The 12,549-nt window shown below is 60.5% G+C and carries 10 protein-coding genes; 7 read left to right on the forward strand and 3 right to left on the reverse strand.

The window, feature by feature from the left end; all coding sequences use genetic code 11:
- Positions 1 to 118: 118 nt before the first annotated feature.
- The 7 genes from NUW23_05210 to NUW23_05240 all read left to right on the forward strand — a co-directional run bounded on the left by NUW23_05210 (position 119) and on the right by NUW23_05240 (position 8,786).
- Positions 119 to 1,000 (forward strand): carbohydrate ABC transporter permease, encoded by an 882-nt coding sequence (locus NUW23_05210; protein MCR4425576.1) that lies wholly within the window; start codon positions 119 to 121, stop codon positions 998 to 1,000.
- A 127-nt stretch (positions 1,001 to 1,127) separates the two neighbouring features.
- Positions 1,128 to 2,795 carry a glycoside hydrolase family 3 protein gene (locus NUW23_05215; protein ID MCR4425577.1) on the forward strand — a complete coding sequence of 556 codons (1,668 nt, stop codon included), beginning with the start codon at positions 1,128 to 1,130 and terminating at the stop codon, positions 2,793 to 2,795.
- Positions 2,796 to 2,824: 29 nt separating this feature from the next.
- Positions 2,825 to 4,315: a family 10 glycosylhydrolase gene (locus NUW23_05220; GenBank protein MCR4425578.1), complete on the forward strand. Its 1,491-nt coding sequence runs from the start codon at positions 2,825 to 2,827 to the stop codon at positions 4,313 to 4,315.
- Between the two features lie 43 nt (positions 4,316 to 4,358).
- Positions 4,359 to 5,246, forward strand: a complete 888-nt coding sequence (locus NUW23_05225) for a hypothetical protein (protein MCR4425579.1) — start codon at positions 4,359 to 4,361, stop codon at positions 5,244 to 5,246.
- A gap of 133 nt (positions 5,247 to 5,379) precedes the next feature.
- Positions 5,380 to 6,606, forward strand: a complete 1,227-nt coding sequence (locus NUW23_05230) for a GNAT family N-acetyltransferase (GenBank protein ID MCR4425580.1) — start codon at positions 5,380 to 5,382, stop codon at positions 6,604 to 6,606.
- Between the two features lie 21 nt (positions 6,607 to 6,627).
- Positions 6,628 to 7,626 (forward strand): hypothetical protein, encoded by a 999-nt coding sequence (locus NUW23_05235; GenBank protein ID MCR4425581.1) that lies wholly within the window; start codon positions 6,628 to 6,630, stop codon positions 7,624 to 7,626.
- The gene (locus tag NUW23_05240; protein MCR4425582.1) at positions 7,623 to 8,786 is read left to right on the forward strand and encodes an amidohydrolase; all 1,164 of its coding nucleotides are present in this window, start codon (positions 7,623 to 7,625) and stop codon (positions 8,784 to 8,786) included. The genes NUW23_05235 and NUW23_05240 overlap by 4 nt, the downstream gene beginning before the upstream one ends.
- A gap of 89 nt (positions 8,787 to 8,875) precedes the next feature.
- Here NUW23_05240 and NUW23_05245 read toward each other — a convergent pair whose 3' ends face one another.
- From NUW23_05245 to NUW23_05255, 3 genes are all read right to left on the reverse strand, one after another.
- Positions 8,876 to 9,883: a Gfo/Idh/MocA family oxidoreductase gene (locus tag NUW23_05245; protein MCR4425583.1), complete on the reverse strand. Its 1,008-nt coding sequence runs from the start codon at positions 9,881 to 9,883 to the stop codon at positions 8,876 to 8,878.
- Between the two features lie 47 nt (positions 9,884 to 9,930).
- Positions 9,931 to 10,770: a sugar phosphate isomerase/epimerase gene (locus NUW23_05250; GenBank protein ID MCR4425584.1), complete on the reverse strand. Its 840-nt coding sequence runs from the start codon at positions 10,768 to 10,770 to the stop codon at positions 9,931 to 9,933.
- An 89-nt stretch (positions 10,771 to 10,859) separates the two neighbouring features.
- A complete protein-coding gene (locus tag NUW23_05255; GenBank protein ID MCR4425585.1) occupies positions 10,860 to 12,071 on the reverse strand; it encodes an ROK family transcriptional regulator in 1,212 nt (403 codons plus the stop codon).
- Between the last annotated feature and the right edge of the window lie 478 nt (positions 12,072 to 12,549).

A 12,549-nucleotide genomic window follows, 5' to 3' on the forward strand; every position in this document is an offset into this window, starting at 1 on the left:
ATGGGCTATGCAAGCGCCCTCGCTGTGGTTCTCTTCGTGGGCTTGCTCATCGCCACCTGGCTGCTCCGCAGGGTATTCCGGGCGGAGGAGATCACGTACTGAGCGGGGGTTGTGCACGATGAACACGATGAAACAGAAGATCCATCGAACACAAGGGACTCCTGGAACGTCCCTGATACTTCAGGTCCTGGGCTACAGTGTGCTCATACTGGGAGCTCTCGCAATGATGACTCCTTTCCTCTGGATGGTCTCCACATCGCTCAGCCCGGATTCGGTCATCATGTCTTACCGGCTTGTTCCGAGGGAAATCACCTTTGCGAACTTCGTCCGCGCGTGGAATTTCTCTAGGACTTTCGACGACGCTGTCACCCTCGGCACCTTCTTTAAGAACAGCCTGATAGTGAGTCTCTTCATCACGGTTCCCGGCCTGATCATCGACTCGATGGCAGGGTATGTGCTGGCGCGCCGGCGAATCCCGGGGGGTAACCTCCTCTTCTACTGCGCCCTCGCCACCATGATGGTACCTTTCTACGTGATAGCCACTCCACTCTTCCTGATAGTCAGGAGTCTGGGATGGATCGACACCTACCAAGGTCAGGTAGTGCCCTTTTTAGCATCGGGGTTTGGAGTCTTCATGTTTAGGCAATTCTTCCAAACTATACCTCAAGATTTAGAAGATGCCGCCAGGGTTGACGGGTGCTCGGCCCTACGCATATACGCACAGATAATCATGCCGCTTGCGAAACCCGTGATCGGAACCATGGCGATCTTCAAAGCCATGTGGTCGTGGAACTTGTTCTTCTGGCCCCTACTCATCGTAAGCGACATAAGGCTGAAGACGCTACCGTTGGCACTCACGATGTTCCGTGGCCTCAATGTCACTCAGTGGGGGATGCTCTGCGCTGGAATGACCATCGCAACGCTTCCCATCGTTGTTCTGTACTTGTCGATGCAGGACATGTTCCAGAAGGGAATAGTCGCAGGAGCGATAAAGGGATAGCAGCCCGGGCAGGACGTCGGCCTCTCTCAAGGCCACAGCGGGTTCCCGACAAGGAGCTGAGATCAGACAGCGGTGTCCACCCTCGAGTCCATGACTCTTGAGCAGAAAAAGGAGCTGAGATCGGACAATGGTGTCCATCCTCGAGTCCATGACTCTTGAGCAGAAAGTTGGCCAGATGTTTATGGCCGGCTTCCCCGATGAGTTCCAGGGAGCCCTGCCCGACTCTGCCAGGCATCTCATCTCTCGCCGGTTCATCGGGGGATTTGTGGCGGTCGCACGGAATGCCAGAACCCCCCTTGTGATGAAGGCCCTCACGCTCGCCCTGCAGCGTGAGGCGCGCGACTCCGGGGCGTTGGCTCCCCTCTTCATCATGTCGGACTACGAGGGGGGGATAGTGATGCCCATCGCACAGGGCGTGTGCACTTTCCCTGGGCCCATGGCTACGTGCGCCACGGGAGACCTGGATCTCGCACGGGACGCCGCCCGGGTGATGGGGATAGAAGCCCGTGCGATGGGCATAAGCATCGTGGCCAGCCCGGTGGTGGATGTGAATCTGGATGCATCAAACCCCATCATCGGCGTAAGAGCGTTTTCGGACGATCCGGGCCAGGTGTGTGCCTTCACGGAGGCCACGGTGAGCGGGTATTGCGCCGCTGGAGTGATTGCGGTTGCCAAGCATTTCCCGGGGCACGGTCGAACGTGTGTCGACTCGCACGAATCACTTCCCCACCTTGATGTATCCGCATCAGAATTGCAGCAGGTGGAGCTCGCACCCTTCCAGGCGGCGGTCTCGTCTGGCGTGCCGATGATCATGACTGCGCACATCGCCTGTGAGGCCTTCGACTCCAGACCAAACATGCCCGCCACCCTGTCCCGGCCGATCCTGACTGGGCTCCTAAGACAGCAGATGGGGTTCGACGGGTTGATCATCACTGACTGCCTGGAGATGAGAGCAGTGCGCGATCTGTACGGCCCAGGCGAAGCTGCAGTAGCCTCCGTGATCGCGGGAGCGGACATAGTCCTGCTTTGCCACACCCTTACAGCCCAGGAAGAGGCTATCAGGTGTGTCCTAGAGGCAGTACAGTCAGGCTTGATCCCCGAGGCCCGGATCGATGAGTCTGTCCTGAGGATCCTCCGGGCCAAGTCGAAATGGCTCGGAGGTTTCGACTCCGCACTTGAAGGTTACGGCCTCGAGCTTGGGATGATTGGGTCGCCAGAGAGCCGCGCCCTGGAAGAGTGTGTCGCCCGGTCGTCCGTCACCGTGGTGCGGAATGACCGCAAGGTCCTGCCGGTCGCCATCGGACAGGTCGGAAGCGTGGCCGTGGTGTACCCAGAGACCATGCCTCTTCTCAGAGCGGAAGACCTTCTCGACTCCACAAGCGTTCTCGCGGATTCCCTGCGCGCACGCTGCGCACGGGTGATCGAGACGAGGTTCCGGCTCGATCCAACGGATGAGGACATCGCGTGTGCACTCGCTTCAGCCCACGAAGCAGACATCGTAATCGCGGCCACGTCGTGCAAGACCCAGTCTCACCAAGCAGCACAAGCCCGAATGGTTCATGCCCTGCTCCGCACGGGCCGCCCCGTGGTCGCGATCGCCATTCGCAATCCCTATGACATCCTGGCTTATCCGGAAGTGGACACCTATCTTGTCACCTACGGGTACCGAGAGTGCTCTATCAAAGCGGCAGTCGAGGTGATTCTGGGGGACATAACACCCAAGGGAAGGCTTCCCGTGGCCATACCCGGCCTATACCCGCGAGGCCACGGACTGAGCGACGGCTGGAACCAATAAACCTAACCGAAAAGGGGGATCGTGCACCTATGCCAAAACGTTTCTTCCGGTCTTTTGCCATCGTCACTGTTGCGCTCCTTCTTGCCACTCTCGCGTCAGGCTGCAAGCTTCCTTTGATCTCCGCCCGCCAGGGCAGGCCGGCGCTGCCGCCTCCAAGTGGCCATCAGGAGCAAGGAATCAGAGCCGTGTGGCTCTGGGGGAGCACTGTACGAACCGAGGGAGCAGAGGCAGTAGCTCAGAAGCTCCAGGACAACTACATAAACGCAGCCTTCCTGCTTGTGCGAGGAACGGCAGGCACCGCTGGGTACGCAAGCCAGATCGCACCCCAGGCGGACCCTAGTCAGGACGCCCTGGCCAACCTCATCGCTGCATGCAAGCCGAGAGGAATTCAGGTACACGCTTGGTTCGTGTTCAACGAGGACAAAGCGTTTACAGACGCCCATCCCGCCGAACGTCTCTGGCACCACGGCAACGCGAACAGTGGCTATCAGCCTTACGCAATCACCGACGGCCGCGTATGTCCGAATTCCGAGGCTCACCTCCAGTACACGGAGGACATGATCAGGGAGGTACTTCAGAACTACGATGTAGACGGGATCCATCTTGACTACATCCGATACGGACATGTAGTGTACTGCTTCTGCCCGACCCACCAGGCCAAGGCAGCCAGCCTGGGCATAGACCTCAGCCGCGTGAGACAGGCGGTGTTCGATACCTTCTACGCCAACCCCGCCAACGCCAACGCCATCTTCGATGCCTACGCTGCAGGAGACCCCGACGTGGCCGCCTGGATGGACATGCGAATGGAGGAAATCAGGTACGCAGCAACAAGGATGCGGAATCTGACGAAACAAATCAAGCCTAATGCCGTTTTCTCGGCGAGTCTGATGCCGGAAGGCGCAGACCCCGCCACCAAGGTGTGGGCTCACTGCCACTACGCCCAGAGCTATGCCGATGCGGCAGATTTGTACGACTTCATATCGCCCATGGCGTATCATGTCTCTTACGGGAAACCTGCAAGCTGGGTGCGAACCCTGACGCAGAACGCCGTCGCCGATGTCTCCGGCAAGTGCAAAGTCTATACTGGGATCCAAGCCCATGAGGCCGCCACCCCCAGCAGTGTTGCTGACGCTATCTTCGCGGCAGCCGACGGTGGAGCAAAGGGGTTTGCCCTCTTCCGCTACGGGACGATAGATGACAACGAATGGGCCGCTGTTCGTGGAGCCTTGGCCGAGATCGGCCCTTGGGCCCCCGTCTCAGATTTCGTCATAGGTGGTCCGAATCCGACGTCTAGTTCGGTCACGTTCCACTACAATATCCCCGTCTCCAGCACACTCGAAATCTACAGCTCACTCGGGGCTTGCGTGTTCTCAACCCCGGTCACCTCAGGTGAGGGGACCCTAGCATGGAACCTCGTGGATTCCTCGGGCGCACGGGTGGCGCCTGGCACCTATACCTACGTTATGTCCGTTCCAGGGTATGGGAAATCGTGGCCACGGAAGATAGTCGTGACGAAGTGATGGCCCAACTCGAACACTGATTCTCGAATCGGGGGGTACATAGATGCACAGACGTAACCTGATCGTATTCCTCTTCGTCGCCTTGGCCGTCGCGGGGCTGGCCACAGCTTCGGTGGCGTCCGCGGCAGAGCCCGACTCAAACCGCCCCTACACTGGCCACCTGCTCCTGGCCCAGCCTGGTGCCCGTGCAGCTGCCATGGGAGGCGTCTTCTGCGCGCTGGATGATCCGAGCGCCGTTGGGTTGTGGAATCCAGCTTGTCTCGCCTACGTAACCGAGCAGAATGTCGCATGTGTCGTGTCGTCCAGGTTCGAAAGCGACTTCGTTTTGGGTGCGGGATACACCAGACCTGGATTGGGTCTAGCCATATTCAGTGCGGGAGCCTGGGACATCGAGGCCGTGGACGAGTTTGGGAACCCAACTGGAGCATTTCTCTCCACAGGTGAAACTGCGCTGGTGGGCGCAGGGGCACTCCGGCTGGGCCCGGCCAGTGTTGGAGCCTCCGTCATAGGATACTGGAACCAGCTGGCCGATGCAACCGGACAAGGATTCACTGCCGATCTCGGGGTGGTCTACGCCGCAGGTCCTGTAAGGCTCGGTGCGGTGGCCAAGGCTGTGGTCGGCCGCATCTCCTATGAAGACGACACGGTGGACGGGTTTGACCCCTACGTTGCTTTCGGAGCATCCGCCGACATAGTTGAGAACTTCACTCTCGCGGCGGACTTCGAGGCTTCTGGCAGATTGAAAGTGGGAGGCGAACTTCGGCTCCGGAAGGTGGCCGTAAGAGCCGGATCCGCAGTACGTGCGGGCCAGGTGGAAATGGTTACGGCAGGCGCAGGGTTCGGGATTGGCCCGGTTCACATAGACTACGCCGTTCAAACCCATTCTGCGCTTGCGAGCCAACACTCGGTTTGTGCGTCAGTGAGATTCTGATTCCAGAGACCGGGCTCGGCATTCCGCCCCACCGCGGAGCACGAGTGCTCCCTGCTCTGAGTTCACGCGCAGGGAGCACCCGTCTGTGGATTTGGACCACTCGGTGTTCCCGCCTTGAAACAGGAGGAGTTGCATGTTTCCAAGGATCACAAACGCGCGGGGGCTTGACGGCCCCCGCGTTCCCAGACCCGATGAGCTTGGTGCTGTCACAGACCTCTCCAACACCGTGTTCTGCCCGGATGCGAGGACCATGGGGCTTGAATTCCCGCTCCTATTCTCACAGGAAAATCTGAGAAGACTCCGCATCTTCTCAAGTGGGGGTCGGCCAGTCTCACTCGCAGGGTACGTCCAGCACGATCTGATTGTGGAAGGCCACCGCATCCCCGCCGCGTCCTTGGGATCCGTCTGCACCCTTCCGGAATACAGAGGACAAGGGCTCGCGGCTGCCCTGGTTTCGGACATCTTGCGGGAACTCTCCCGCGCTGGCTTGGCGCTCCTCATCATCTCAGGGGATGGAGAGCTGTACACACGAATGGGGGCATCAGCAGCAGGCGACTTCGTAAGGTATGAGCTGGATCCCGCGATGCTTCCCCAGAAAGCAGACGCAGAGGCCCATCGCACGGTCAGCGTCAGGCCTTTTCGCGCCGGGGATCTCGAGCAGGTGCACGCGGTATACAGACGCGAGCCAGTCCGGTTCAGCCGCACTGTTGGCGAGTTCAACGCACTGATATGGCAGCACCCAGGCAAGGAGCGCCTCCATGCGCAGGAGAGACTCTCAGTGGTAAGTTCAGATACGTTGGCGGGTGAGGAGATATCGGCGTACATTGTGACGCGCGCCCGTCGAGGAGAAGACGGCAAGTTTCGGGTCCATATAGCGGAATACGCCGGAACAAGGAGCGACGTCATTTGCGCAATGGGGGCAACCGCCCGTGAACTCAGGCCTTCTGTGATGACGTTGACGGTGCCGGCGTCGGATCGAGACTCGATCAGGGCTCTGCGAGACGCAGGTGTTTCCGGCAGCAGGGGCGCCCTTCCAAGGCACACTATGGTGATCCCCGATGTCGGTTCCCTCATTCAGGCCCTGTTGCCGCTCGTACATGAGCGTGCAGGGATCCAGCCTCACGCTGCTTCCGCTCTGCTCGGGAACGCATCAGAGCGTGCTGGGGACGCACGCCTCTACAACCCCCGTCTTGAAGGCACAGAGGTACCCCCTGAGAACATGAGCTTCCTGACCAGGTTGGTGTTCGGCCATCTTACCAGGCAGGAGACTGATGCTCTTGCGAGGAACAGTGAACTGCATGCCTTGGCTGAGCGGGCGTTTCCCGTCCCGCTCCCTGTCCCTGGGCTCAATTACGTTTGAGGAGTGGAAGGCGGGATCAGTTTGGCTCGACTGGTGATCGGAGTGGACGGAGGCGGTACCAAGACTGCCTGCGCAGTGGCTGATGAGACCGGAAGGGTTCTGGGCGCCTCGGTGGGCGGTCCCTCGAACCACCTGAGGCTCGCCGGAGGAGTCCGGGCAGTCCTGCCGGTGTTGCACGAGGTCAGCCGGGAGGCGTTGGCCAAGGCTGGTCTGGCTGGCGCCCGAGTTAGCGTGGCCTGCCTCGCCCTGGCCGGAGTCGGACTCTCGGGCAAATGCCCCGATCTCCTCCCCGTCGCAGCCGCTGCCGTCTGCGCGGATGAGGTCCTGCTGGAGAACGACGCAATCGCGGCACTGGTCGGTGGGAGTGCGAGCCTCTGCGGTGTGGCGGTCATCGCCGGGACAGGCAGCATCGCGGTGGGCATCGACCACAAGGGGGCTCGCGCCAGGTCAGGGGGGTGGGGTTTTCGTATCGGGGATGAAGGAAGCGCGTACCAGATCGCCCGGTCAGCCCTGACAGCTGTAGCAAGAGCCAGGGATGGCCGGGGAGAGCAGACGGGTCTGACGGCGAAGGCCCTGGCCTATTACGGGATCGATTCTACAGATGATCTGAGGCGGGTTCTCTACCTCCCGGGAGACGCGAATTCGAGTATTGCGGGCTTCTGTCCGCTCGTGGTCGAAGCCGCCCGGGAAGGGGACTCAGTGGCACGGAGGATCCTGAACACAGCCGGGCGCGAACTTGGACTCGCCGGGGTTGCGGTAATCCACTCGCTACGCATGGAAGACTCGGAGTTCGATGTGGTTCCGTGCGGAAGCGTGTTCAAAGCAAGCGACCTCTTAATGGAGCCGTTCGCAGCAGAGATACGGATGACAGCAGAGAAGGCCAGGATCGTGCCGCCCCGTCTGCCTCCGGTTCTCGGTGCCGTGATGCTGGCTTTGGGCCGGTTGCAGCCCCACGGTCTGGAGGGCAGAATCATCTCCAATCTGGAGTACACATGGCGCAAGGTAGGTGTTACCCCATGAAAAGCATAAGAGAAGCAGTCGCCTGTGCGCGAGAGAGAATCCTCGAGACCTATCACGACCTCCACTCCATGCCCGAAGGCCCTTTCGAGGAGGTGCGTACCTCGGCGTACATCGCCAACCGTCTGAGGCAGGCAGGTTACGATGTCAGAACCGGAGTGGGCAAGACAGGTGTGGTTGCGTCCGGCAAGACGCTCGCGGACAGGGGAGTCATTGCTCTCAGGGCAGACATGGACGCACTCGAGCATGAGGTGGATGGGATCCGTTCGCATGTACACTCGTGCGGGCATGATGCCCACTCCGCGATGGTTCTGTGTGCCGCCGAGATCATCCGCGAGATCTGCCCCGAGGCAGAACACAGGGTGCGTTTGTTGTTCCAGCCGGCGGAGGAGATTGGCCGCGGGGCCGTGCACATGACGGAGGACGGCGCCCTGGAAGGCGTGTCCACCGTAGTCGGTATACACGTCCGCCCAATCGCCGAGTGTCGCCTGGGGTATGCGACGCCTCACCTGGCTCACGCTGGGGGGATCACCCTCAAGTACAAAGTCGCCGGGCGTCCGGCGCACTCGGCCCGCCCACATCTCGGCACGAACGTGGCAGATGCCGTGGCTGCCGCCACCGTAGCGGTCAACTCTGTCAAACCCAACCCGATGTCGTGCGCCACGGTGAATGTGGTCCGGATCACAGCCGGGGACGGACCCGCCAACGTCATTCCTGCATCCGGAAGCATGGTAGTCAACATAAGGGCAGAGAGTGACGAAATCGGTAAAGGCCTGCGAGATCGAGTAGACCGAGCTGTCGTGGGCGCAGCGGCGGCAGTGGGGGCCCAGGTAACACTCGAGGAAGAGAATATGATGCCGGCCGCATGCTGTGATCCGGAGACAGTCGAGATGGTGGGACGCGCCATAGTCAGAGTCCTCGGGCCGGAAGGGCTTCTTCCCAAGGTGCTCACCCCGGGTTCGGAGGACTTCCATTTCTTCCCCAAGCTCGTACCTGGGCTTCGCTCAGCCTACATAGGCCTGGGCGCCGATTTCTCCCCCGGCCTGCATGATCCGGGGGCCACCTTCAACCAAGAGGCCCTGTTACTGGGGACAGAGATCCTTGTCGAGACGGTTCGGGAGTTCTTGAAGCCGGCACCTGTGCATGAACGTAACGACTCGTGACTTCCTGGCGGCAAAGAAGACAACACTGAGCGCCCGGGCCTCTTACCCGGGCGCATCCACATAGCCGTCCCGACAGGCGGAAGAAAGGGCTATACTTCTACAATCTCCCCGGTCTCCATGGACTGTATGGCAGCAAGCGATATGGCCAGCGACAACCTTGCGTCCTCGGGGGTTATCGCCGCAAGTGGCTCACCTTGTTCTAGACACCGGACGAAGTACTCCAGTTCGGAGCGATAGGCGTCCGCCTGGTTGACCTCACGTCTTGAGGCTTCGCCGATTCCTCGGTACACCATGACTCCACCCGGTGCTGAGTCTCCTCCCTCAATGTTCTTTCCCGCCCGGAACATATAGTCCACGGCTCCCTCCTCGCACACCACCCGAAGGCTGGAGGTGAATGGATAGGAGGACGGCACTAGGAATGTTCCCTCCGCTGACGCAATTGGACCTGCGTCATAGCGGATGGTGGTGAATACATGGTCCCAACCGCCCGATGCTGATCTCACTCCTACGGCACTTACTGAGTCTGGGCGCCCGAGGAGCCACGCTATGTAGTCCAAGTCGTGTATGTGCAGGTCCAAGGCAGCCTGTCCACCCCTTCCGGGGTCGAGAAGCCACCTGTCCCAGGACCAGATAGGAGCAGTCCCAAGCCGGCACGCAGTAACCGCGAGAGGCCTGCCGAGTTCCCCACTCCTCACGATGTCCCTAATGGTGACGTATTCTGGCCAGAACCGCAGGACATGCCCGATCATGAGCATCACCCCTGCGTCCGCCGCGGCACGTATCATCGCATCAGCCTGAGCAAGATCGATCGCCATTGGCTTCTCGCAGAACACGTTCTTCCCCGCCTGGCAGGCGGACACCGCATAGCGGGAGTGGAGATAGGTGGGCAGGCAGATATCGATGATGTCCAAGTCTGGACAGGCGATTGCCTCTTCGCAGGACTCAGCAACCGCCGCCCCCAATTCCGCCGCCACGGACCCGGCCCGTGCGGGGTCCTGGTCTGCCACCACTGTGACTCGTACCCCGGGTATTCTCTTGAGGGCCCGGGCGTGGATACTGCCTATGAAACCGCATCCAAGCAAGCCGATTCGAAGCACTTCTACCCCTCCCATGGTCTCAGTGATACCAGGTTGCAGGCAGGTACTCACCTGCCGAGGATCGCATCAAGTCCAGATGAGATATCTGAGATAAGACGTTCGGGTCGGTGCCGGTAGGGCGGCATGATCTCCGCAGTTATGTAACCGTCATACCCGACTGCTTCGAGTGCCTCGATTACCCCAGGCCAGTTCACGTCGCCTTGCAGCAGTCCGGTGAACCCGTGGATGTTGCCTATGTCCGTCCGGAAGTCCTTTGCATGCACCTTCAGTATTCGATGTCCCAGAATCCTCACCCATTGCTCGGGATATCCGGACACCAGCACGTTTCCCACGTCGAGATACGCGCCCACCTTCGGGTGGCCTATCTCATCAATGAAAGAACGCATCTCGAGCGGGGAGAGAAGGAACTTGTTCCACACGTTTTCGATTCCGATTCTGACGTCCAGGCGGTCCGCAACCTCCACGAGCTCAAGAAGGGTTTCGCGCGCACGGGCGTAGGCAACCTCATAGTCAACTACCTCGGATCCCGCCACCCACGGGACGTTGACTGCCCCGGGAACATACAGAATTGTGTTTGCCCCGGTTTCGGTGGCAAGCTCCATCTGCCTGACGGCCACCTCGAAGGCTTTCCTCCTCGCAGCCGGGTCCGATGCAGTTGGGGAGTACTTCCAGTAGAGCCCTGTGGCGATGGACATAACCTCAAGCCCTGCTGCGTCTGCAGTCCTCGCAATCCTGCGCACGTGTGCCTGAGGTGTCTCCATGGAGAACTCACCCTCCTCCGCGAGACAGAGTTCTATTCCATCGAATCCTGCCTCGGCGGCATGGGCAATGCAGTCCTCCACCTTCATACTTGCGGGGAAAGACCATTGATTAATGCCCTTCTTCATCTTCGCGGCAGGCACCGGCTCCGGCCAGAGCTCGGCGCGTGTGCCTCTCCCTCCTTGTGTCGAGACTATTCCGCTACGGCCTTCCGGGGTCAGGTGCTCCGGAACGACTCTCTCCACACCAGCGCAGCACCACCTAACAGGCCAGCATCCGACCCCAACCGGGAAACCGCTATGCTCACCGTGGCTTCGATTTCGGCAAGTGAGAGCGTGCGGGCGGTCTCTATCGCAGCTGTCACGTAGGTTCGATCCTCGGCACGGATCTGACCGCCGAGTATGATGCACTCAGGGTCGAACAGGTTGATCAGATTGGCGAGGCCCACTCCGAGCGAGGTCCCAGCTTCACGGACGACTCGGACCGCCACCGGATCTCCCGCCTCCGCGGCGCTCAGGACCTTCATAGGATCGGGTGTAGGGCAGCCTGTGCGGCATGACTCCGTCTGCGCGCATGCGCCGGTCTCCTCCGTGCTGAGAGAAGCCATTCGTCTCGAGATGGCGTCCAGCCCTGCCAGGCTCTCAATGCAGCCGCGGTTTCCACAAGCGCATTCGGGACCATCATCGCGGATCAGAGTGTGTCCGAACTCCCCAGCCTTTCCGGACCGCCCACCGTACTCCCTGCCATCGACCAGGATGGCAACGGCGATTCCTGCCCCGATCCACACATATATCAGGTTCTGCACGTTGCGCCCCGCCCCGTACCACTGCTCTCCGAGTAGCGCCACGTGAGTGTCCTTTCCGATATGCACAGGCCACTGAAACCTGGGTTGGAGCATGGCGCGCAGCGGCACCTGGTACCATCCGAGTCTTACGGATTTGACGACCACTCCCGAGGCCTGGTCCACCAAGCCGGGAGTAGATATGCCGAGCCCGGAGATGCTCCCCGCGCCGAGACCCACGCTGCCCAGCATATCCGCCGCAGCATCCGCCACCGCCTCCACCACACCTGCCCCACGCGGCGGCATTTCCAAGCTCCTCCGCGCGTGGATCCGTCCGCGCACGTCCACCACGGCCATGGTGGGAACAGTGGCCGCGAGATCTAGAGCCAGTGAATACCGCGAGTCCGCCGCGAGCTCCAACAGCCCTGGGCGCCTCCCACCCTGCGATTCTGCGTGCCCAGTCTCCGTTACCAAGCCGTCTGCAATGAGTCGCCGAACCAGGTTGGTGATGGCCGCGGGGGTTAGCCCGGTAATGCGTGATACCTCCCGCAGGGAGATGGGAGCGTGTGAGCGTATGGCGTCCAAAACAAGTCCACGGTTGTGAGCACCGGTCAAGGCGGAATTCCTGCCGAAACCACAGTTCTTCACAGGCCTCAGTCCATTTCAACTATTTAATCAAAGCAGTTAATTAACTTGCCCTGTTACTTCTCCATGGGAAGCTCAAATCCTGCATGGGTCCACTCAACTTGTAGGGGCCCACCCGCAAATGCCACCAGTGGCTTCTCAGTACCATCTTGGCTGTGGTACCCAGCCGTTGACGGCCGGACACCTGAAGAGCAACCTAGACAGGTGAGTCATCCGTTCTGTCCCGTAACGGCAGGGTTCCGAATGTGGGAGGCCAGAGGGTTTGACGCCATCACCGTGCAAGCCTGTCCGGATCTCCCGCTCTCTTTCGCGTGTCACCGTGATCCGGGATGAGAGGATCTTCCTGGAGTAGGAACTGCTAGAGCGGAAAGAACGCGTCCTCCGGGTCGGTCTTGACCCGGAGGACGGTGAATGGATGATCGCGCAGGCACATGGGACCTGTCAGTTCGCGGTTCACCCCCACACGCGTGGGGACAACTGG

The sequence above is a fragment of the Bacillota bacterium genome, assembly GCA_024655925.1.
GTDB lineage: Bacteria > Bacillota > DTU025 > DTU025 > JANLFS01 > JANLFS01.